23 protein-coding genes are annotated in these 19,977 nt (G+C 68.7%); 8 read left to right on the top strand and 15 right to left on the bottom strand.

The genetic code is table 11. The annotated features are described in order from the left end of the window. Positions 1-56: 56 nt before the first annotated feature. Entirely contained in the window at positions 57-1,163 is a 1,107-nt protein-coding gene (locus tag SNE34_RS05690; protein WP_332615501.1) for a COG3904 family protein, read from the top strand. Here the strand turns inward: SNE34_RS05690 and SNE34_RS05685 are convergent. Beyond that, a complete protein-coding gene (locus tag SNE34_RS05685) occupies positions 1,137-1,427 on the bottom strand; it encodes a GIY-YIG nuclease family protein (protein WP_332615499.1) in 291 nt (96 codons plus the stop codon). The two genes, SNE34_RS05690 and SNE34_RS05685, sit on opposite strands and share 27 nt — an antisense overlap. A 97-nt stretch (positions 1,428-1,524) precedes the next feature. Here SNE34_RS05685 and SNE34_RS05680 point away from each other — a divergent pair, with 97 nt between their 5' ends. Both SNE34_RS05680 and SNE34_RS05675 read left to right on the top strand, forming a co-directional pair. After that, positions 1,525-2,136 carry a DedA family protein gene (locus SNE34_RS05680; RefSeq protein ID WP_332615497.1) on the top strand — a complete coding sequence of 204 codons (612 nt, stop codon included), beginning with the start codon at positions 1,525-1,527 and terminating at the stop codon, positions 2,134-2,136. 14 nt (positions 2,137-2,150) lie between these two features. Beyond that, positions 2,151-2,546 (top strand): hypothetical protein, encoded by a 396-nt coding sequence (locus tag SNE34_RS05675; RefSeq protein ID WP_332615496.1) that lies wholly within the window; start codon positions 2,151-2,153, stop codon positions 2,544-2,546. 42 nt (positions 2,547-2,588) lie between these two features. On the opposite strand, the gene SNE34_RS05670 is transcribed toward SNE34_RS05675, so the two are convergent. From SNE34_RS05670 to SNE34_RS05660, 3 genes are all read right to left on the bottom strand, one after another. Further along, positions 2,589-3,779 carry a S8 family serine peptidase gene (locus SNE34_RS05670; RefSeq protein ID WP_332615494.1) on the bottom strand — a complete coding sequence of 397 codons (1,191 nt, stop codon included), beginning with the start codon at positions 3,777-3,779 and terminating at the stop codon, positions 2,589-2,591. Positions 3,780-3,821: 42 nt separating this feature from the next. Beyond that, entirely contained in the window at positions 3,822-4,391 is a 570-nt protein-coding gene (locus SNE34_RS05665; RefSeq protein ID WP_332615492.1) for a hypothetical protein, read from the bottom strand. Positions 4,392-4,723: 332 nt separating this feature from the next. Next, positions 4,724-4,963 carry an RNA-binding S4 domain-containing protein gene (locus SNE34_RS05660; RefSeq protein ID WP_332615490.1) on the bottom strand — a complete coding sequence of 80 codons (240 nt, stop codon included), beginning with the start codon at positions 4,961-4,963 and terminating at the stop codon, positions 4,724-4,726. A 170-nt stretch (positions 4,964-5,133) separates the two neighbouring features. Here SNE34_RS05660 and SNE34_RS05655 point away from each other — a divergent pair, with 170 nt between their 5' ends. Continuing rightward, positions 5,134-6,183 carry a fatty acid desaturase gene (locus SNE34_RS05655; protein WP_332615489.1) on the top strand — a complete coding sequence of 350 codons (1,050 nt, stop codon included), beginning with the start codon at positions 5,134-5,136 and terminating at the stop codon, positions 6,181-6,183. A 25-nt stretch (positions 6,184-6,208) separates the two neighbouring features. On the opposite strand, the gene SNE34_RS05650 is transcribed toward SNE34_RS05655, so the two are convergent. From SNE34_RS05650 to SNE34_RS05640, 3 genes are read right to left on the bottom strand one after another with little or no spacing between them, the layout of a single operon-like run. Beyond that, positions 6,209-7,162: a sensor histidine kinase gene (locus SNE34_RS05650; RefSeq protein ID WP_332615487.1), complete on the bottom strand. Its 954-nt coding sequence runs from the start codon at positions 7,160-7,162 to the stop codon at positions 6,209-6,211. Positions 7,163-7,191: 29 nt separating this feature from the next. Then, positions 7,192-8,676, bottom strand: coding sequence for a DUF7125 family protein (locus tag SNE34_RS05645; RefSeq protein WP_332615485.1), 1,485 nt, complete (start codon positions 8,674-8,676; stop codon positions 7,192-7,194). Then, on the bottom strand, positions 8,673-9,104 hold the full coding sequence (locus SNE34_RS05640; RefSeq protein WP_332615483.1) for a hypothetical protein: 432 nt from the start codon (positions 9,102-9,104) through the stop codon (positions 8,673-8,675). The genes SNE34_RS05645 and SNE34_RS05640 overlap by 4 nt, the downstream gene beginning before the upstream one ends. A gap of 176 nt (positions 9,105-9,280) precedes the next feature. On the opposite strand from SNE34_RS05640, the gene dbpA reads away from it, so the two are divergent. Further along, positions 9,281-10,681: an ATP-dependent RNA helicase DbpA gene (gene dbpA / locus SNE34_RS05635; RefSeq protein WP_332615482.1), complete on the top strand. Its 1,401-nt coding sequence runs from the start codon at positions 9,281-9,283 to the stop codon at positions 10,679-10,681. Positions 10,682-10,830: 149 nt separating this feature from the next. On the opposite strand, the gene SNE34_RS05630 is transcribed toward dbpA, so the two are convergent. From SNE34_RS05630 to SNE34_RS05610, 5 genes are all read right to left on the bottom strand, one after another. Continuing rightward, positions 10,831-11,226: a DoxX family protein gene (locus tag SNE34_RS05630; protein ID WP_332615480.1), complete on the bottom strand. Its 396-nt coding sequence runs from the start codon at positions 11,224-11,226 to the stop codon at positions 10,831-10,833. A 60-nt stretch (positions 11,227-11,286) separates the two neighbouring features. After that, positions 11,287-12,123: a general secretion pathway protein GspB gene (locus SNE34_RS05625; protein ID WP_332615478.1), complete on the bottom strand. Its 837-nt coding sequence runs from the start codon at positions 12,121-12,123 to the stop codon at positions 11,287-11,289. 3 nt (positions 12,124-12,126) lie between these two features. Further along, positions 12,127-13,797: an AAA family ATPase gene (locus SNE34_RS05620; RefSeq protein WP_332615476.1), complete on the bottom strand. Its 1,671-nt coding sequence runs from the start codon at positions 13,795-13,797 to the stop codon at positions 12,127-12,129. 84 nt (positions 13,798-13,881) lie between these two features. Further along, a complete protein-coding gene (locus SNE34_RS05615) occupies positions 13,882-14,841 on the bottom strand; it encodes a DMT family transporter (protein ID WP_332615474.1) in 960 nt (319 codons plus the stop codon). A 139-nt stretch (positions 14,842-14,980) separates the two neighbouring features. Next, positions 14,981-15,880, bottom strand: a complete 900-nt coding sequence (locus SNE34_RS05610; RefSeq protein ID WP_332615472.1) for a LysR substrate-binding domain-containing protein — start codon at positions 15,878-15,880, stop codon at positions 14,981-14,983. A gap of 103 nt (positions 15,881-15,983) precedes the next feature. On the opposite strand from SNE34_RS05610, the gene SNE34_RS05605 reads away from it, so the two are divergent. Then, positions 15,984-16,904 carry a DMT family transporter gene (locus tag SNE34_RS05605; RefSeq protein WP_332615470.1) on the top strand — a complete coding sequence of 307 codons (921 nt, stop codon included), beginning with the start codon at positions 15,984-15,986 and terminating at the stop codon, positions 16,902-16,904. Then, entirely contained in the window at positions 16,901-17,152 is a 252-nt protein-coding gene (locus SNE34_RS05600) for a cyclase (RefSeq protein ID WP_332615468.1), read from the top strand. The genes SNE34_RS05605 and SNE34_RS05600 overlap by 4 nt, the downstream gene beginning before the upstream one ends. A 12-nt stretch (positions 17,153-17,164) precedes the next feature. Here the strand turns inward: SNE34_RS05600 and SNE34_RS05595 are convergent, their stop codons facing one another. Further along, positions 17,165-18,025 carry a DUF72 domain-containing protein gene (locus SNE34_RS05595; protein ID WP_332615718.1) on the bottom strand — a complete coding sequence of 287 codons (861 nt, stop codon included), beginning with the start codon at positions 18,023-18,025 and terminating at the stop codon, positions 17,165-17,167. Positions 18,026-18,061: 36 nt separating this feature from the next. Continuing rightward, positions 18,062-18,358: a hypothetical protein gene (locus SNE34_RS05590; RefSeq protein ID WP_332615466.1), complete on the bottom strand. Its 297-nt coding sequence runs from the start codon at positions 18,356-18,358 to the stop codon at positions 18,062-18,064. Between the two features lie 139 nt (positions 18,359-18,497). On the opposite strand from SNE34_RS05590, the gene speG reads away from it, so the two are divergent. Beyond that, a complete protein-coding gene (gene speG, locus SNE34_RS05585) occupies positions 18,498-19,058 on the top strand; it encodes a spermidine N1-acetyltransferase (RefSeq protein WP_332615465.1) in 561 nt (186 codons plus the stop codon). Here speG and SNE34_RS05580 read toward each other — a convergent pair. Continuing rightward, positions 19,055-19,954: a peptidylprolyl isomerase gene (locus SNE34_RS05580; protein ID WP_425604465.1), complete on the bottom strand. Its 900-nt coding sequence runs from the start codon at positions 19,952-19,954 to the stop codon at positions 19,055-19,057. The genes speG and SNE34_RS05580 overlap by 4 nt on opposite strands. Positions 19,955-19,977: the final 23 nt, after the last annotated feature.

Raw genomic sequence — 19,977 nt, 5'->3', positions numbered from 1 at the left:
GAACTGGGACCGGTTTCGCCGACTAGACTGGCGGTTCGATCCCATACTGTCCACGCATGTCCGCACCCAGATTTTTTGCCGCCAGCTGCCTGGTCCTGCTGCTTTCGGCCTGCAACCCGCAGGCGCCGGAGGGTGCCACGGTGCCGCTGTCGGAAACGCGGGGCGACACCGACCCGCGCGGCGGGGCGATATCGGACGCGACCGTGGAGGCGCCCGCGCCCGAACAGGTCGAGCTCCCGCCCGCCGAACGCAGCGACGAGCCGCGCGAGGTCAACTGGCAGCCGATGGAGCTGACGTCCGGCGAGGCCTGGATCAGCTGCGAGCACGACTACGTGGTCCACGGCGACGGCGAGCCGCTCCAGTCGCTGGGTTATTCGGCGATGCGCAAGGCGCTCAAGCCCTGTCGCGAAAACGGCCTGCTGCGGCTGCGCTACCACGGCAAGATCTCCGCCGAGTTCACCGCGATGATCGAGCGCACGGCCGAGCTGGCCGACACCCTGGGGATCGACAAGCGCATCCTCGACCTCGATTCCACCGGCGGCCAGATCGAGCAGGCGATCATCGCCGGCGACATCATCGGCGAGTCGGGCTGGACCGCCTGGGTCCGCGAGGGCTCGGTCTGCCACAGCTCCTGCGTGTTGGTGCTGGCGGCCGGCGACATGCGCATGATCGCCGGCAAGGTCGGCATCCACCGGATGATCCGGATCGGCTCGCAGGCGACCTCGCGGGCGGAGCTGCAGCAGGAGTTGCAGGACGTCCATGCGCAAGTGCGCCAGTACCTGCAGCGCAACGGCGTGGCGTTCGCGATCGCCGACCTGATGATGACCGTGCCCAACCGCCGCCTGCGACTGCTGACCGACGCCGAGATGGACTTCTACGGACTCGACGGCCGCAACGCGGTGGAGGACGACCTGCAGCGCATCACCCTGACCCGCGAGTGCGGCGAGGCGTTCGTGCAGCGCAAGGACGCGTTCTTCCGTGCCTACGACCGCGAGTGCCGCGCGCCGAGCGAGCAGGTCGACGCGATGGCCGACTGCGGCCAGGCCCTGCGCGAACGCTTCGGTTTCCCCGACCCGGAATGCCCGGTCGAAAGCCCTCTGTCGGAGTACGACCTCGGCACCCGCCTGCCGCTGGCGTCAGCCGCGCGCGACCGCGACGCCTGAGCCGGCCGGCCCGCCGTCCGGGTCCTCGCACAACGCCCGCTTGCGCGTCGGGGTCAGTTGCTTGATCGCGTATTCGGCGCGGCTGGCGGCCCCGCGATCGGGATATTCGAAGCTGGCCAGCAGGCGCACCGGCGGCCGCGAGCGGGTGTAGCGCGCGCCCTTGCCGGCGGCATGCTCGGCGTAGCGGCGGGCCACATCGGTGGCGATGCCGGTGTAGAGGCTGCCGTCGCGGCATTCGATCAGGTAGACGTACCAGCAAGGCATCGCTGCAGTGTAGCGGTGGGCCGGTACCGGCAGCTGCCCACGGGGCCTTTACGCCGCCGCCCGCACAGTGGCGGCAATCCCCACCCGGACCCGGCCCATGGGCGACTGGATCACCGGCACGATCATCGCGATGGGCTACACCGGCGTGCTGCTGCTGACGCTGCTGGAAACCGTGTTCTGGCCCCTGCCGTCGGAACTGATCCTGCCACTGGCCGGCTACCTCGCCTCCCACCACGAGATGACCCTGGTCGGGGTCATCATTGCCGGCACCGCCGGCTCGGTGCTGGGGGCGCTGCTGCTGTATGCGATCGGGCGCAAGCTTGGGGAGGAACGGCTGAAGTCGTTCGCCGACCATTACGGCCGTTGGCTGACCTTCTCGCGCGACGACATCGACCGCGCGTCGGCCTGGTTCGACCGCCACGGCGGCGCGGCGGTATTGCTGTGCCGGATGATCCCCGGCATCCGCGCGCTGATCTCGATCCCGGCCGGGATCAACCGCATGAGCCTGCCGAAGTTCCTCGCCTACACCACCCTGGGCAGCGCGGCCTGGACCACGCTGCTGGTCTGCATCGGCTACGTGCTCGGCAGCAATTTCGAGCAGGTCGGTACTTACATCGATCCGCTGACCAAGGCAGTATTCGCGGCCATCGTGGTGGTCTACCTGTGGCGGGTGATGCGCCACAAGGGCGTATCCGGCCGCGACCCCTGAGCCGGAGCCTGGCAATGTCCTACGAGATACTGGTCAACGACGAGCATGACCTGATCGAAGTGCGCTACCGCGGCGCGGTGCCGGTGTCCGAGCGCGAGCGCGCGCTGACCCGGGTCAGCTCGCTGGTGCGGCAGACCGGGCTGCGCGCGGTGCTGATCAACTTCAGTGCCGCCCAGGCCGAGTCGGAGGGCTTCGAGAGCAGCAACCGGTTTGCCGCCCAACTCTCCCGCGATCCGAACCTGCGCACCTGCCAGGTCGCCTATCTGGCGATCGACGCGTTGCAGGTCAACGCCGTGGTCGAGGCGCTGGCGGCGGCGCGCCAGTTCCCGTTGCGACGATTCCACGACCGCGCCGCGGCGATCCGATGGCTCGACGGCAGCGACCCGGGTCCGGGTGTCGGCGGATATTGAGGGAAAGGTGGCCGGAGCCACCTTTCCCGTTGACGCCGGGCGTCAGTTGCAGGGGTTGGCGGCGAGGTAGTCCACCGCCGCACGCGCCTGCACCAGGCCGTATCCGTACCGGTAATCCCAACCCGCGGTGCCGAGGTCGCGGGCGCTCGCGTCGAGGGCTTCGAGCAGCTCGTGGTTGCTGCACGACGGTACGTTGCTCCACACCAGCGCGGCGACGCCGGCCACGTGCGGGGTCGCCATCGAGGTACCGCTGGCGATTCCGTACAGGAAGCCTTCGCTGCGCGGCACGGTCGACACCGTGTCCACGCCCGGGCCGGCCAGTTGCACCGCGGCATTGCGCTGCGAGAACCCGGCGTGGACCAGGTCGTTGTCGACCGCGGCGACCGACACCACCGAGTCGTACGACGCCGGATAGCTGAAGGTCGCGTTGCCGTCGTTGCCGGCGGCGGCGATCAACAGCACGCCTTGGCGGTCCAGCTTGTGGGTGACCTGGCGTTCGACCCGGCTTTCGACCACGCTGCCCAGGCTCATGCTGATGATGTCGCTGCCGGCGGCCGCGCAGTCGAGCATCGCGCCGGCCAGGTCGGAGGCGTAGACAAAGCCGCCGCCCTCGTCGAACACGCGCACGATGTGCAGGTCGAGGGTGCCGTCGCCGACCACGCCGACCACGCCATCATCGTCGTCGATCGCGGCGATGGTGCCGGCCACGTGGGTGCCGTGGTAGTGCAAGGGAGCGTCGGCGCTGCCGTTCCACGCACCTGCGCCCTCGTCCTCGCCATCCACCCCGACGGTCTGCAGGTCGGGGTGGCCGAGGTCGTAGCCGGTATCGACGATGCAGACCTTCTTGCCGCCCATGTAGCTGACATCGCCGGCCTGGACGGCCTGGATGCCCCACGGGATGGTTTCGCCGCCATCGGTCACGTCCTCGTAGGAGTCGGCGAGCACCTTGCGCGGGGCGTCGAGTTCGTAGGACTTGATCCCGGCCAGGCTGGCGAGTGACGGGTCGGCGACGTCGGCATCGACCCGCACCGAGATTGCGTTGAAGTCGTCGAATACCCGCACCACTTCCACTCCGGGCGCGGCTTCGAGTTGAGCGGCGATCGCGGCGGCATCGGCACCGCCGGTGAGGTTGACGACGAGCCGTTGCGGATTGGCCGCCACCGCGTTGCCGGCGACGACGCTACCCACGGCCACGGCCAGCGCGCTGGCCAGAACATTCTTGCGGAAAGTCATGATCTTGATCTCCAGTGATTGGCAAAGTTGGCTGCGGCGGGCTCAGCCCGACGTCTTGCAGCCATGCACCTGGGCGTTGCCGACCAGTGCGCCCAGGTTTGCGTAGCCCTCGTAGGGTCCGCTCTGGAGACTGATGATGCCGATCGCGTGCAGGCTGCCACCCGCGCCGGGCCCGGCCGACTGCGCGCACACCAGGCCTTCGCCGGTACCGGGGGCGGCCGGGTTGGTGGAGTCGTAGTCGAACAGGATCGCCATCTGGCCGGGGTCGCACTCGCCCAGTTGCGAGGTGCCGCAGCCCGGGTCACCGAACGGGTTGTCGGGGTCGGTGCTTTCCTGATCGGTGCACATGCCGGCGCTGGTCACGTTGCCGTGCAGCTTCACGCCGCCGTTGGCCTGCCATTCGATCGCGGTGCGGTCGCCGAACTGGAGCTGGCCCTTGACGTTGTCGACGTCGCAGCCATTGGCGGTGAATGCGAGCTGGGCGCGGCCATCGCCGCCCAGCGAGTGCATGGTGCCGCCGCCGGTCATATGCGCCGGTGCCATTTCGCAGGCGGACAACAGAACCGCGGCGCCGACGAGCGCCGCTCCCTTGAACACGTTCCGGTTGATCACTTGTCTTCTCCTCACAAGGTGAAGGCGTGCCATGACGCCTTCGATCCCGGCGGACTGCCGGCGCAGCGAGCGGGGGCCCACTGCGGGGCCTAACTAAGGACCTAAGTGGGAGCGGGTCAAAACGTGACGTTTAGCGGGGATTTATGAATACGACAAGCATCGCAAGCAATTGAAATATATGTAAAATATTTCTCTTCGGTTGCTGCGGCGCGCCAATTCACGCGTACCTAACCTCTGACGATTTCGATCTGGCGCGAGGCCGCGCCGGCACCATTCCGCGTGGCGATGGCGGCTGTGCGCACAGTGAAGCGTTCAGCCACGCCCGGGCACGTTCAGCCGGTGGCAACGACCTCGATCACCGCGTCGCCGATGCCGTCGAAGCCATTGATCGCGACCCGCTGGCCACCGCGGATCTTGCAGGTCTTGCGCAGCTCGACCACCCCGTCGACCGTCACCGCGCCACTGGCCACCAGCACCTTGCCCGCGCCACCGCTGCCGCATAGCCCGACCAGCTTGAGCAACTGGTTGAGTTCGACGTGCTCGCGGTCGAGCTCGAAAACGAGTGTTTGCATCGGCATACGGGGGCGGACGGAGGCTCAGGGTCGCAGCGCAACCGGCGTCGCGCAATAGCCCGTCGGCGGCGTTCACAGCCGCCTGGCTGAACGGAAAAATCCCGGCGAAGGTCATGGACGCGACATCGGCCGGCCGCGACAATGAACCGATCCTTCCGGAGCCATCTCCCTTGAATCCCGCCGCAACCCCGCTCGATCACGCCGCCGACCCTGCCGCGCCGCATGCCGCCGTCACCAACCTGCGCAAGCTGTGCGCGCAGTTCGCCAAGCCGCACCTGGGCCGCGCGAGCTGGCAGTTGATCAACACCCTGGTGCCGTTCGCCGCGCTGTGGGCGTTGATGGCGTGGAGCGTGGTGGCCGACTGGGGCTACGGCTGGACTCTGCTGCTGGCGCTGCCGACCGCCGGCCTGTACGTGCGCACCTTCATCATCCAGCACGATTGCGGCCACGGCTCGTACTTCGCCGACGCACGGCTCAACGACACCGTCGGCCGCTGCCTCGGGCTGGTCACGCTGTTTCCCTACGGCTACTGGAAGAAGACCCACGCGGTCCACCACGGCACCTCGGGCAACCTCGACCGCCGCGAGATGGGCGACATCGAGACCCTGACCGTGGCCGAGTACCAGTCGCTGTCGTGGTTCCGTCGCTTCTGCTACCGCTTCTACCGCAGCACCCCGGTGCTGCTCGGGATCGGGCCGGCCTACCAGTTCGTGATCAAGCACCGCTTCCCGTTCGACCTTCCGTTCTCGTGGAAGCGCGAGTGGGCCAGCGTGCTGCTCAACAACCTGATGCTGCTGCTGGTCGGCGGCGCGATGGGGTTCGCGATCGGCTGGCACACCGTGTTGCTGGTGCACCTGCCGGTGGTGCTGATTGCCGGCGCGGCGGGCGTGTGGCTGTTCTACGTCCAGCACACCTTCGAGCAGACCTACTGGACCCGCAAGGGCGAGTGGGACTCGCACCAGGCCGCGATCGCCGGCAGCTCGTTCTACGATCTGCCGCGGGTGATGCATTGGTTCACCGGCAACATCGGCTACCACCACATCCACCACCTCGCCAGCCGGATCCCGAACTACCGGCTGCGCGAGTGCTTCGAGTCCAACCCGCTGCTGCAGGCGGCGCCGCGGCTGACCATCTGGAGCAGCCTCAAGAGCGCGCGGCTGAAACTGTGGTGCGAGGAAACCCAGCGGATGGTCGGCTTCCCCAAGCGCGCGCGGGCCTGAGTCGCTCGGCGACGGGGATGTCCGCCTAAGGGGAAGCCTTGTCGAGAGGCAGCGTTACGACGAACTGGCTGCCCAGTCCGCTGCCGGCACTGGTGACGGAAACCGTGCCGCCGTGCGCCTCGACCAGTTCCCGCACCACCGTGAGCCCGATGCCCAGTCCGACGCCGTTGAAGTCGATGGCATGCGGGGCCTGCACGAACGGCTCGAAAACGCGGGGCAAGGCCTCGGCGGTGATTCCGATGCCGTTGTCGGACACGGTTATCGCGACCGTGTCGTTGGCCATTATCATCACCGAAAGCTCTATCCCGCCGCCGACCGGGGTGTACTTGGATGCATTGTCGAGCAGGTTGCTGAGGATTTGCGTCAGACGGATCGGGTCGCCGTACACTTCGAGCGCGCTCGCAGGCTTGTGAACCTCCAACTGTTGCCCACGCGTTTTCCTTGCCGGCCGGCTGCCATCGACTGCTTCATCGATGATGTCGATCAGGTCAACCCGGCGGCGTTCAAGTCGGAGCTTGCCGGTGCTGGCGCGCGACACGTCGAGCAGGTCTTCGACCAGGCGTGAGATGTGCGCTACCTGGCGCTCGATCACGGCCTGCAACCGTGGCAGCAGTTCCTCGGCGGGCAGCATGCCGAGCAGGGCCGCCGCATTGCTGATCGGCGCCAGCGGGTTGCGCAGCTCATGCGCCATCACGGCCAGGAATTCGGCTTGCTGCCGTTGCGCGTCCTCGGCGGTGGCCTGCGATTCCCGGGCGCCCAGTGCGGCGCGTATCAAGTGTTCGTTTGCCTCTTGCTGCTGCGCGTGCCGCAGTTCGTGCCCGGCTTCGCGTGCCGGATCCGGATGACCGGTCGCCGCCGACACGGCTCGGTGCAATCGGGTCAATTCCGCACGTGCGAGTTCGATTTGCGCCTGCAACCGGGCGAGTTCGCGCTCCGCCTTGGCGGGCGTGCCTGTCTTTCGGTCACGCGCTGTGTTCACGGTGATGCCCCCTTGGGATTTCACTATCGTCAGCTGCTGGTATCCGGGTCGGACGGCTTGGACGCGCTCTCGTTCCTGGTCGGCCTGCCCCCGAGCAACCCCTCCTGGTCGGGCAGCGTCTCGCCGACCTGGATGCCGTCGTCATCGATGGTGAACAGCCGCAATTCGTTGGAATGCAGGCACGCCCGCAGCTTGACCACCGCCATCACGCGCAGCAACCTGCTCTCGACCTCGATATAACGCTGCACGATGATCGAGTCGGTCAGCGAAGCGGTGCCAAAGGGACTGAAGCGCAGGTCGGTGTAACGATCCTCCAGCTCGCAGGTCATCAGCACGGTAACGCCGGTGTCCACCAGGGCGGTGACCAGGCGCAACAGCGATTCGCGGAAGTCCTCCCGGAAGGTCGGGGCGACCACGAGTTGAAGGCCCGTGAGCGAGTCGATGACCACGCGCTTGGCCTTGAGCCGGCGGATCTCGTCGGTGACGTGCTGCACGATTTCGTCGATCGAGGTATCCGGCGCGCGGGTGGTGACCAGCCCCACCTGGCCGCTTTCGATCAGGTCGGCCAGCACATGGCTGCGCGAGCGATTTGGCCGCTGCTCGAAGGCGACCATGACACCGGTTTCGCCGTCGCGTGCGCCCGCTGCCAGGAAGCTGGCCGCCAGGATGCTCTTGCCCGATCCGGACGGACCGGCCACGAGCATCGAGAATCCTTCCGGCAGACCGCCGCCGAGCATCTCGTCCAGGACCCGCACGCCCATTTTCACCCGTGGACCGAGGGGACCGGAGGTCACTTGGGGCTCCGGGTCAACGGTATAGGCGGGGGCGAATACCCGGATGCCGGCGTTGGTGATCCGGAAGCTGTGCAACCCCGGCAGTGTCGATTGCCCACGCATCTTCAGGATTTCGATCTTGCGGACCATCGAGTTGCGCTGCACGCTCTGGCGCAGGGCGATCATCCCGTCGGCCACAGTGAACACAGGGTTGGCGTCGGCTTCGCTGGAATACTCGCCGATCAGGAACGTGGTGGCCTGCCAACTCGTCATCAACATGCCGAGTTGCTGCACGAACTGTTGCAGATTGTGTTGCGCGGCTCCCGACGCGCCTCCTGCCTGCGCCATCGAACGGAATGAGTCGACGAACACGAACGACGGGCCGTGCGCCTCGACCTCGGCGACAATGCGGGACAGCAAGTTGTCGAGGTCGCCGAGTAAAGCGTCATCCGACAGGTTGACGAAACGGATCGAGCGATTGATTGCCTCGTGATCGAAGAAATCGAACTGCTGCTGGTAGCGCAGCATCTTCAGCGGCGGCTCGCCCAGCACGGTCAGGAACAGCGCGGGCCGCTCCGGCGTCGCCATCGCGAACATCATCTGGTGGGCGAGCGTGGTCTTGCCACAGCCGGGTGCCCCGGCGATCAGGTTGAACGAGAACTCCGGCAATCCCCCACCCAGGACCTCGTCCAGGCCCGGCACGCCGGTGGCCAGGCGGTTGATTGTCACTTTCGTCGTCATGGGGCGGTGTCCTGTGCGGTCGGGCTGTCTGAAGCAGCGTTGGCCCATATGGAGCGAAGCAATGTCTCGGTTAGCGAGGGGCCAACCAGGCTGGTCAGCAGGTCGTAGAACGTGTGCAGCAGGGCGCCGCCAGCGACTGCCGACTCGGTGCGGTCCTGCTGCGCGAGCACGGATTCCAGGGTCGACAGGTCCATGAACGTAGGCACGCTGTCGTGCGCATCCGCCAACCAGGAGTGGTGGGAGATCGTGAGATAGAGGCTGCGCTTGTAAAGCATGGCGAAGCCCCGCAGCCCGATGATGGGCGTCAGGGCACCGGCGATTTCCTGCCAGATCGAGACAATCGCGTCGGCGATCTGTGCGGCGTTCGCACCATTCTCGGCCAGGCGGATCAGCGCAAGGGTTGTCCGGGGACTCTCTGGATTTTCCACAAGGGAGGCGCTGAACCGTTCGATGCGAGCTGCTCAGGGTACGCCGTAGCCTCCGGTAGTGCGTGATGGTCGGCCTGGGGCGCCACATCCGGCGCGATCCCGGCGGCAATGCCGGGGACGACACGGGCGAGTCGTCCCGAACTGGGCCGCCGACCGCGAAGCTGCGATCATGGTGCATGACTCCAGACAATCCCCCGGCGCCCCTCGCGTTCGTTGCGCTCCCGCTTTCCCCGGCGCTGTTGCAGGGCGTTGACGCACTGGGCTACCGCACGATGACGCCTATCCAGCAGCAGGCGCTGCCGGCGATCCTCGACGGTCGCGACCTGATCGGCCAGGCCCCGACCGGCAGCGGCAAGACCGCCGCGTTCGGGCTCGGCCTGCTGCACCGGATCGACCCGGGCAAGATCCAGACCCAGGCGCTGGTGCTGTGCCCGACCCGCGAGCTCGCTGACCAGGTCGGCAAGCAGCTGCGCAAACTCGCGGTCGGTATCCCCAACCTCAAGGTGTCGGTGCTGTGCGGCGGCATGCCGCTGGCGCCGCAGCTGGCATCGCTGGCGACCCACGACCCGCAGGTCGTGGTCGGCACCCCCGGGCGCATCCAGGAGTTGCTGCGCAAGAAGGCACTGCACCTGCGCGGGGTACGCACGCTGGTGCTGGACGAGGCCGATCGCATGCTCGACATGGGCTTCGAGGAGCAGATCCGGGAAGTGGTCGGCAAGACCCCGAAGGAACGGCAGACCCTGCTGTTCTCGGCGACCTATCCGGAGGCGATCCGGGCGATCGGCAACGCCATGCTGCGCGAGCCGCTGGAGGTCACGGTCGAGAGCCATGCCGAACAGGTACCGGTCGAGCAGCACTTCTTCGAGATCGACCCGGCGCGCAAGACGCAGTTACTGGCGGCATTGCTGCTGGAGTACCGGCCCGAGTCCTGCGTGGTGTTCTGCAACATGCGCCGCGATGTCGACGAGGTCGCCGGCTCGCTGGAGCATTACGGCTTCACCACGCTGGCATTGCATGGCGACATGGAGCAGCGCGACCGCGACGAGGTGCTGGTGCGTTTCGCCAACCGCAGTTGCAGCGTGCTGGTGGCCAGCGACGTCGCCGCGCGCGGGCTCGATGTCGAGGACTTGGCCGCGGTGGTCAATTACGAACTGCCGACCGATCCCGACGTGTACGTGCACCGCATCGGTCGCACCGGTCGCGCCGGCAAGGGTGGCATCGCGCTGAGCCTGTGCAGTGCACGCGAGGTGGCGCGCGCGCAGGCGATCGAGGCGATCCAGGGCAAGCCGCTGCAATGGCGCCGCGCGGCGCCGCTGGCGGGGCGCGCCGCGAACGTGCCCCCCGCGGCGATGGCGACCCTGCGCATCGACGCCGGCAAGACCGACAAGCTGCGGCCCGGCGACATCGTCGGCGCGTTGACCGGCGAGGCCGGGTTGCCGGTGGCGGCAATCGGCAAGATCGACGTGTTCGCGACCCGCTCGTACGTCGCGATCGCGCGCGACAAGGCCGGCGCCGCGCTGTCGCGGTTGCGCGAAGGCAAGATCAAGGGCCGACGGTTCCGGATCAACCGGCTGTAAGCGCGGTTGTTGGTGCTCTTGTAGGAGCGGCTTTAGCCGCGATCTGAAATCGTTTCGCTCGTGCCGATTCCCGATCGCGGCTAAAGCCGCTCCTACGAAAAAGCCGGTGGCCGCCATCGATCCGCGGCGGCCAACCGATCTGCAGGGAGCTACCGCCCGTTGACGCTGAACCGCCCCGGCCCGAGCAATGCGATCGCCACCGCGGTGCCGAGGAACATGCCCTGCAGTTCCAGCGCCCAGCCGCCCTGGCCGTTGAAGCTGCCGAGCTCGCCCATGTGCACCAGCACGATCGCGACCACCATGTTGAGCGCGATCAGCACCGCGCCGATGCGCGCGTGGAAGCCGGCGATCACCATCAGCGGCGCCACCACTTCGCCGATCAATACCGCGTAGCCGAGGAAGCCGGGCAGGCCCTGCGCCTCTACCATGCCGGTGATGCCCGACAGGCCGCCGTTGAGCTTGGCGATGCCGTGCAACAGGATCAGCACGCCGAGGGTGACGCGCAGGAGCAATTTCGCCAGGTCGTGCTGGGTGTTCGCGTTCATCGTGGTTCCCCGTAGTGGTGAGAGCGGCGCCGATGCATCGTCTGTGACGACGCGGCCGGATCAGTGGATCGGAATATGCACGCGGCGGCCGCGCCATGCCAGTACCACGCCGTCGCGGGTGATCGCGTCGACGACCGCGTCGCCGAGCCGGTCGCCCTCGTTGACGCGGGCGCCGTCGATGATCGCGAAGCGCCGCGCCGAGGTCGGCGCCCACATGTGCATGCTGACCTGCAGCGGCGGCAACGCGCGGCGCTCGGCGGCGGCGAGGTCGGACAGGTGCAGCAGCGCGGAATCGTCGGGGGCGGTCGTGGTGGCGTCCGCAGGCGGTGCGGTGGCGGGTGTCGTGGCCGGGGTGGTGGGCCGCGGCGGGGGCAGTGGGTTTGAGTCCGCTGCGACGGGAACCGGTTCGCGGCCAGGAGCAGGATCGCGGCTGGGTGCCTTGGTTGTGGCCGGTTCGGGTGGTTGTCGCGGCACCATGACCGGGGCGGTGGACGCGGGTGTGGCTGCGGTTGTCGACGGCGCCGGTTTGGCGGCCGCGGCGATGTCGGCGGATGGCGCGGCGCCCATCGGTTCCGTCGCCGGGAGGGCGACATCGACCGGCCGCGTGGAATCGGCACGTGGGGTATCAGCGACGACGCGATCCGTTTCGGCTGGCGTAGCCCGTTCCGTCGATACCCGCGCGGGCTCGTCTGCCGGTGGCGCCGGTGCCCACTCGTTGCGCAGCAGCCAGGTCGCCGCGACGACCGCGATGACCGCCGTCGCCGCCAGCCATGGCCAATGCGCGCGCCGTGGCCGTGCCGGCCGCGACGCCGGCGGCAGCTCGGCATGCAGGCCCGGTACCTGGCCACGGCGGCGCTCGGCTTCGGACTTGCGCAGGGCTTCGAGGATCAACGACATCGGCTACTCCAGCACCCGTAGCAGGTGCGGGCCGGCTTCGTTCGGCGCCATCGCCATCAGGGTCTCGGGGCCGATCACGCCGTCGCTGGCGAGGCCGTGCGCGCGCTGGTAATCGCGCAGCGCGCCGGCCATCGCGGCATCGAAGCGCACCAGGCCATCGGCCGGCGGCAGGTAACGCGGGCGCAGTTGCCGGCCGACCCATTCGACCACCGGGCCACTCGCCCCGGGACCCAGCGGTCCCGACAGCCCCGCACTGAGCGCGGGCGGAACCCGCCACAAGGCGGCGTACTCTCCATTCCACAGGCGCTCGAACGCGATGCGGTCGGTGTCGACCACGTCGTTGCCGAGGCGCAGGCGCACGTTGACCGCGTCGATGCCGAGCAGCAGCGCCCACGTGGCCTGGTCATTGCTGCGCAGGTGGACCAGAGCTGGGTGGCCCTGGCGCGCGAGCTTGTCGAGGTCGGCCAGGCCGCGCGCGCAATGCACGTCCGCGGCCACCGGCGCGAGGCAGTTCGCGGCCCGCGCGGCGTCGGCGTCTTCGGCGGGGAGTTGCCACAGTTCGAGCATCTGACGCCACGCCGGCAACACCGAGGGATCGCTGTCCTGCAGCCGTTGCGCCAACGTCTGCGCGTCGAGAAATGGCACGGTGGTGACCGCGGCGGGCGGCGAGGCGATGCTGGCCGCCGCTGGTGGCGGTGACGCGGTCGTGGTGGTCGCTGCCGCGGCGACCGGGCCGGGTTGAGAGCGCAGCCACAGGGCCGCCGCCAGCGCGAGCAACCCCACCGCGGCGACCGCGACCGCGCCGAGCGCAAATGCATGCGGGCCGCGCAGCCAGCGTCGCGGCGCCGGCGCGAGCGCCTCGCGGGCGGCGCGGTCGACCCAACGCTCGCCGAGGCTGGTCTCGTCGTGCGCGTAACCGGCCAGCAGGGTGCGTTCGGCGATGACATTGATCAGCCGCGGCACGCCGCCGGAATGGCGGTGGATGCGCTTGATCGCACCGGCGGTGAACGGGAACCGCTGGCCGCCGGCGACCCGCCAGCGATGGCGCAGGTATTCGCCGGTCTCGTCGGCATCCAGCGGAGTCAGGTGGAAGCGCGCGGTGATGCGCTGGGCGAGCTGCCGCAGGTCGTCGCGCGCCAGCATCGCGCGCAGTTCCGGCTGGCCCAGCAGGATGATCTGCAGCAGCTTCTGGCTCGGGGTTTCCAGGTTGGTCAGCAGCCGCACCTGTTCGAGCGCGTCGATCGACAGGTTCTGTGCCTCGTCGATGATCAGCACCACCCGCAGGCCTTGGGCGTAGGCGTCGAGCAAATAGGCATTGAGCAGGTCGACCCGCGACTTGAGGCTGGCGCGGCGGGGGCTGCCGGCTTCGTCGGCGAGGTCGAGCCGCAGTTCCTCGCAGATCGTCTCGATCAGCTCGACCGGCGACAGCTGCGGGTTGAGCACCAGCGCCGCCCGGGTCTTGTCCGGCAACTGCTCCAGCAACATCCGGCACAACGTCGTCTTGCCGGTGCCGACCTCGCCGGTGAGCTGAACGAAGCCGCCGCTGCCGCCCTGGTCGATGCCGAACAGCAGGTGCGCCAAGGCATCCCGGTGGCGCTCGCTGAGGAACACGAAGCGCGGGTCGGGGGTGATCGAAAACGGCGGCTCGTTCAACCCGTAATGGGCGAGGTACATGCCTGGACCCGGTGCGGCAAGGCGAAGCCGCCAGCCTGCCACGAAACCCCGGTCGGGGCGAGCGAGGGCAGGCGCGCGGGCGCGCTACTCGACGACGCCCTTGGCCTCGCTGGTGCCGAGCATTTCCGGGTGCTGCAGGCGCCGCCGGCTGACCAACGGATGGATGAACACCGCGGCCAGGATTATCACCACGCCGAGGTAGAACATCGGCGTCACGTCGTGCTGCTCGCCGAGCAGGACGATCGCCAGCACGATCGCGTAGACCGGCTCCAGGTTGACCGCCAGTTGCACCCCGAACGCGCTCATGTGGCGCAGCGCGACCAGCGACAGCGCGAACGGCAGCAGCGTGCAGGCCAGCGCCAGCGCCAGCAGCAGGACCAGGTCGCGCATGTCCGGCAGCACCAGCAGGTCGCCGGCGAACGCTTCGGCCAGCGCCGGGATCGGCAACAACGGCATCAGCGGCGCCAGCGCGGTCAGGGCGAGGGTGCCGGCGCCGAGTTCCAGCGCGGTCACCGTCAGCGGGTCGCCATGCTCGACGAACCGCTTGTTGAGCGAGCCGAAGATCGCCACGAACAGCGCCGACAGCGCGCCGACCGCGATGCCGATGCGCATGTCGCCGGGAACCCCGCCGACCACCAGCGCGACCCCGGGCAGCACCGCGATGCCGAGCATGAAATCGCGGCGGGAGAACTTCGCGTTTGCCAGCCACGGCTCGACCATCGCGGTGAACACCGTCGCCAGCGCCATGCAGGTTGCCCCGACCGATGCGTTGGCCAGCTTGATCGCGCCGTAGAAGGTCAACCAGTGCAGTGCCACCAGCACGCCGATGCCGGCATAGGTCCACAGCAACCGCGCCGGCATCGCCCGCAGCCCGCGCCAGACCTTCGGCAGCAGCGCCAGCGCGACCACCACCAGCAGCATCCGTGCCCATACCAGCGGCAGGGCGGGCAGGGTGATGAGCTTGCCGAGGATGGCGGTGAAGCCCCACAGCACGACGCAGAAGTGGATCTGCAGGAAGGCCTTGCTGGTCGGGGTCATCGGCATAGGCCAAGTGTGCAGAAGGAAGGGAGGGAAAGACGAGTGCCGGGATGGTCTTCGGTGGATTGGCCTCGTTGTAGGAGCGACGTGAGTCGCGACCTGTACGTCGCCTCCACCGTTCGGCGGGTCGCGACTTACGTCGCTCCTACAAGGGGGCAGGGTTGGTCCCCGCCTCGCGCAACAACCAGTCCACCACCATCTGCGCCGCCGGCCGCAGCCGCCGGTGCGCGGGATACACCACGTGGTAGTTCCAGCGCGCCGGCACCACCGGGCCGGGCAGTCGCACCAGCCGGCCGGACGCCAGGTACGCGGTGACGATCTTCTCGCGCGCCAGTGCGGCGCCGAAGCCGAACGCCGCCGCCTCCAGCGCGTCGGTCGAGTCGCTGAAGACGTGGCGCTCGTCGAGCGCGGCGGGGTGCACGTCGGCGGCGCGGAACCAGTCGGCCCAGCCTTGCCGGCCAAGGTCGGACACCAGCGGCAGCGTCGCGACGTCGGCGGCGCTGCGGACGCGGTCGAGCCCCGGCAACGTCGGTGCCGCCACCGGGAACAGCGCGTCGTCCATCAGGTGGTGTGCAGTCAGCCCGGGCCAGTGGCCGGAGCCGTGGCGGATCGCGAAGTCGGGGCCGCCGTCGTCGAAGCGGGTCAGCGCGGTCTTGGTGTCGACGGTCAGGCGGATCTGCGGATGCGCCGCGACCAGCCCCGGCAGTCGCGGGATCAGCCAGACGTGGGCCAGCGAATGCAGGGTGTCGACACGCACCCGGTCGCGATCGTCGCGGCCGGCGCGCAGCACCGCCAGCACGCCGTCGAGGTCGGTCAGCGCGTCGCTGGCTGCGTCGGCCAGTTGCCGGCCTTCCGCGGTCAGCGACACCCCGCGCGCGTGGCGCTGGAACAGGGCGACACCGAGCCGCGACTCGAGCTTGCGCACGTGGTGGCTGACCGCGCTGGCGGTCAGGTGCAACTCTTCGCCGGCGTGGGCGAAATTCTGGTGCCGCGCCGCCGATTCGAATGCCGCCAACGCCGGCAGCCAGTCGCCTCGCAATGCCATGGATAGCCTCAAACCAGATTTGTGCCTGACCTGCAAAGTATGCACTTGCGGAGTTATCGGGGCGGCGGAGAATGTCGGTTCGCCCCGAATCGAGCTCGCCCCCATGCGAACCGCCGAAGCCTGCGCCAACGATGCACGCATCATCGAGGCCCCCGTGGCCGCCGCGCCCGAGCGCGCCTGGCTGACCCCGCTCGAACTGGTCGTGCTGGCGGCGATCTGGGGCGTGTCCTTCATGTTCCAGCGCGTCGCCGCGCCCGAGTTCGGCACCGCGGCGCTGTCCGAATTGCGGCTCGCGTTCGGCGCGATGGTGTTGCTGCCGTTCCTGTGGCGCCAGCGCGCGGCGTTCCCGGCGAAGGTCTGGCCGAAGGTGGTGCTGGTCGGCGCGATCAACTCGGCAGTGCCGTTCGCGCTGTTCGCCTGGGCCGCGCAGCACGCGCCGGCCGGGATCAGCGCGATCACCAACGCGATGGCGGTGCTGTTCACCGCGCTGGTCGGTTTCATGTTCTTTGGCGAGAAGATCGGCATGCGCCGCGCCGGTGCCTTGCTGGTCGGCTTCGCCGGAGTGGTGGTGCTGGCCAGCGGCAAGACCGCCGGCGCCAGTATCGGCTTGGCGGTGGCGGCCGGCTGCGCGGCGGCGTTCATGTACGGCGTCGGCGTGCACATGCTGCGCCGGCATTTCTCCGGCATGCCGCAGGCGGCGCTGGCGGCGGCGACGCTGGGTTCGTCGGCACTGCTGACCCTGCCGTTCGCGGTCGCCGACTGGCCGACCCAGCCGGTCTCGTTCAACGCCTGGCTGTCGGCCGGCCTGCTCGGCGTGCTCTGCACCGGCCTGGCCTATGCGGTGTATTACCGGCTGGTGCAGCGCATCGGCGCGAGCCGCGCGGTCACGGTGACCTACCTGGTGCCGCTGTTCGCGGTCGGCTGGGCGTGGTGGTTGCTGGACGAGCCGCTGACGGTGTCGATGGGCATCGCCGGAGCGCTGATCCTGGGCAGCGTGGCGATCAGCCAGAAGGCCGGCAAGTGAGCGCGGGGCTCGAGAGGCGGGTGGTGTTCGATTTCGAGATCGACTTCAGCAACGGCGGCGGGTTGCAAGGGCAGGGATTCCGGCTCGACCTGGATTCGGGCGATAGCGACATCGACGAGGCGGCATTGGCCGAATGTATCGTGCGCGACCTGCGATTGTTGATGGTCGGCGAGGTCAGGATCTTGCGGAAGCGGGTGATCGAGGAACCGCACAAGCGTCGGGTCACGGCCGCGCCGGAACTGTCATAGAGGCAATGCGGTTCAGCGCTTGCGCAGGCGTTCCAGCAACGTCATCGCGGCGGCTGGGTTGCGCTCTTTCGCCGCGCTGATGAAATAGACGAAGACGTCGCGCGGTCCGCCCGCTGCGGTCGGCGGGTCGATCCGCGGCACGTCGTCGGGTTCGCCGCCGTCGGCCCAGACCCGCGCGCGTTGTGCCCACAGCGCCAGTTCCTCGTCGGTATAGCCGGTAGCGACATCGGCGCGTGAGCGCATCAGCCGCAGGTAGACGAAGTCGGCGGTGATGTCGGCAAACGACGGGTAGTCGCGCGAGTCGGTGAACACCGTCGCCAAGCCGCGCTCGCGGACCAGCGCGAGGTAGCTGGGGTCGACGAAATCCGGCACCCGCACGTCGAGCACATGGCGCAGGGTGCGACCGTCGATCGAGCGCGGCAGCAGGTCGAGGAAGGCGATGAAGTCGTCGCGATCCAGATCGCTGCCCTTGTCGAACTGCCAGACGATCGGGCCGAGCCGGTCGCCGAGTTCCGCGATGCCCTCCAGGAAGTTCTCGACCTGGCCGCCGGTGCCGGCCAGCACCCGCGACTGCACGATTCGCCGCGGCGCCTTGAGCGAGAACAGGAACCCCGGCGGCGTCTCGGCGGCCCAGCGCGCGTAGGTGGCCGGCTTCTGGCTGCCGTAGTAGGTGCCGTTGATCTCGATCGCGCTGAGCCGGCGGCTGGCGTATTCCAGTTCACGCCGCTGGATCAGTCCTTCGGGATAGAAGTTGCCGCCGCGCCACGGCACGTAGGTCCAGCCACCGATGCCGACGCGGATCCCGTCGATGGCATCGACGCCGGTCGCGGCGTTGCCGGACGCGTCGCCGGAGAACAGGTCATCGCTGCCCATGCGATTGCTCCGGCGGGTGGTGGTGATCGGCATCCGTCATTCGGCCTCGTCGCTCTCGAACTCGACCACCACCTCCAGGTCGAACGCGAGCGCCTCGACCACCTCGCGTACCCGGGCCGCGGTGGCGTCGTTCGGGGCCTCGACCTCGAGTACGTGGATGCCCGGACCCTGGTCGTCGGGCAGTCCGGCGGAGCTGGAGTCGGGATCGTCCATGTGCGACATCATGTCGGAGATCTCCTCGACGTGCTCGATCCCGCGCACGCCGGTCAGCAGGTTGCCGATCGCGCGGGCGTCGTCTTCGCCGCCGGTGATGCGGATGCGTAGCTGGGGCATGGCGACACTCTCGTATGGGGTGCTGCAGAGGCTAGGCAGGGCCCGGCTAAGGCGGCGTGACGGGCGCGTCGGCAGAAGCGCGACGGACCGGGCGCGATCGTCACGCGCATTGCATCCGCAGCCCGTTTACGCTTTGCCGATGGACCCGCCACTGCCCCGCGTCACCCTGCGCCCGCTCGAACGCAGCGACCTGCACTTCGTCCACGTCCTCAACAACAATCGCAGCGTGATGGGCTACTGGTTCGAGGAACCCTACGAGTCGTTCGTCGAGCTGGAAGAGTTGTACCGCAAGCACATCCACGACCAGTCCGAGCGGCGCTTCATCGTCGAGCACGCGTCCCCCGAGACCCAGGCGCACGAGCGGGTCGGACTGGTCGAGCTGGTCGAGATCGACCACCTGCACCGGCGCGCCGAGTTCCTGATCATGATCTCGCCGGACTTCCAGCAGCGCGGCTATGCCAAGGCGGCGACCCGCAGCGCGATCAACTACGCGTTCCGGGTGCTCAACCTGTACAAGCTCTACCTGCTGGTCGACGTCGACAATGCCGCTGCGATCAAGGTCTACGAGGGCGCCGGGTTCCAGCGCGAGGGCGTGCTGGTCGACGAGTTCTTCAGCGACGGCCGCTACCGCAGCGTGATCCGCATGTGCATCTTCCAGCACGAGGCGCTGGGTCGCGATGAGGAGCGGCGCGACGCCTAGTCGGCGGTCGCCTCGCGCACCGGCAGCGGCACGTTGCACAGGTCGATGTGGCCGGCCGGCACCTTGTACCAGTCATCGCGGCGGTTGCGGCGCGCCTCGGTGACCGCCGCGAACGTCGCGCTGTCGGTGCGCAGCAACTCCAGCGCGCTGCGCTCGGCGGCCGGCAACTCGCTGGCGAGCGTGATCGACTTGATCGCGGTGCGCCTGGCCGGGTCCTCGTAGATTCCCATCGGTTCGGGCCCGCGCGGGATTACCGACAACAGCTCCATGCCGTCGACCACGCGGCCGACCAAGGTGATGTTGCGGTCGAGCTGGCGCGGCGACTGCCCGGTGACGACGTACAGCTCGGCACCGGTGCTGGAGTCGGCGGCCATGCCGCGGCCGGCGCCGAGCGCGCCGTAGCAGTGGGCCAGCCACGCGGTCTTTGTCGCGGGATCGCGTGCGGCCGGGAAGCCGTCGACGAAACCGACCTGCGGCGCCCAGCCGTCGGCATCGGGCAGCACGGTGAAGTCCAGGCCCTCGCCGGCGCGTTCGAACTCGGCCGGGAGGTGCGCCTTGGCGCTGCCGATCGACTTGGCGTTTTCCGCGTCCGCGTTCGGGTCGCCGAACTGGACCACGAAGTTGTCCTGCGAGCGGTAGATGCTGAGGCCGTTCCAGAAGCCTTCCTGCGCCAGGGTCCGGATGTTGTCGACGTGCTGCGGCGCGAACTGCGGCGCGAGCTCGAACACCACCCGGCCGCCGTCGAGCTCCATGTACAGGGTGTTGGCCGGATCGAGCGTGCGCCAGTCCGACGCCGGCGAGGCATCGAGGATCTCCTGCATTGACGGCGCCGGCGCCTTGGCGTCGGTGGCCTGGGTTGCATCCGGCTGCTGCGCCGAGGCGGTGAAAGCGAGGATGGCGAGCAGGGCGGTCGACAGCA

The sequence above is a fragment of the Novilysobacter erysipheiresistens genome (assembly GCF_036663935.1).
Taxonomy (GTDB): domain Bacteria; phylum Pseudomonadota; class Gammaproteobacteria; order Xanthomonadales; family Xanthomonadaceae; genus Novilysobacter; species Novilysobacter erysipheiresistens.
The sequence above is the reverse complement of the archived record's forward strand: the minus strand, read 5'-3'. Positions and strand labels throughout refer to the sequence as shown.

Bases quoted from the DNA above. Each gene is read 5' to 3' on its own strand.
- SNE34_RS05675 (WP_332615496.1), top strand. From the start codon at position 2,151: ATGTCCTACGAGATACTGGTCAACGACGAGCATGACCTGATCGAAGTG.
- SNE34_RS05680 (WP_332615497.1), top strand. From the start codon at position 1,525: ATGGGCGACTGGATCACCGGCACGATCATCGCGATGGGCTACACCGGC.
- SNE34_RS05690 (WP_332615501.1), top strand. From the start codon at position 57: ATGTCCGCACCCAGATTTTTTGCCGCCAGCTGCCTGGTCCTGCTGCTT.
- SNE34_RS05625 (WP_332615478.1), bottom strand. From the start codon at position 12,123: ATGTCGTTGATCCTCGAAGCCCTGCGCAAGTCCGAAGCCGAGCGCCGC.
- SNE34_RS05595 (WP_332615718.1), bottom strand. From the start codon at position 18,025: ATGGGCAGCGATGACCTGTTCTCCGGCGACGCGTCCGGCAACGCCGCG.
- SNE34_RS05610 (WP_332615472.1), bottom strand. From the start codon at position 15,880: ATGGCATTGCGAGGCGACTGGCTGCCGGCGTTGGCGGCATTCGAATCG.
- SNE34_RS05590 (WP_332615466.1), bottom strand. From the start codon at position 18,358: ATGCCCCAGCTACGCATCCGCATCACCGGCGGCGAAGACGACGCCCGC.
- dbpA (WP_332615482.1), top strand. From the start codon at position 9,281: ATGACTCCAGACAATCCCCCGGCGCCCCTCGCGTTCGTTGCGCTCCCG.
- SNE34_RS05685 (WP_332615499.1), bottom strand. From the start codon at position 1,427: ATGCCTTGCTGGTACGTCTACCTGATCGAATGCCGCGACGGCAGCCTC.
- SNE34_RS05645 (WP_332615485.1), bottom strand. From the start codon at position 8,676: ATGACGACGAAAGTGACAATCAACCGCCTGGCCACCGGCGTGCCGGGC.
- SNE34_RS05605 (WP_332615470.1), top strand. From the start codon at position 15,984: ATGCGAACCGCCGAAGCCTGCGCCAACGATGCACGCATCATCGAGGCC.
- SNE34_RS05630 (WP_332615480.1), bottom strand. From the start codon at position 11,226: ATGAACGCGAACACCCAGCACGACCTGGCGAAATTGCTCCTGCGCGTC.
- SNE34_RS05660 (WP_332615490.1), bottom strand. From the start codon at position 4,963: ATGCAAACACTCGTTTTCGAGCTCGACCGCGAGCACGTCGAACTCAAC.
- speG (WP_332615465.1), top strand. From the start codon at position 18,498: ATGGACCCGCCACTGCCCCGCGTCACCCTGCGCCCGCTCGAACGCAGC.
- SNE34_RS05620 (WP_332615476.1), bottom strand. From the start codon at position 13,797: ATGTACCTCGCCCATTACGGGTTGAACGAGCCGCCGTTTTCGATCACC.
- SNE34_RS05615 (WP_332615474.1), bottom strand. From the start codon at position 14,841: ATGCCGATGACCCCGACCAGCAAGGCCTTCCTGCAGATCCACTTCTGC.
- SNE34_RS05670 (WP_332615494.1), bottom strand. From the start codon at position 3,779: ATGACTTTCCGCAAGAATGTTCTGGCCAGCGCGCTGGCCGTGGCCGTG.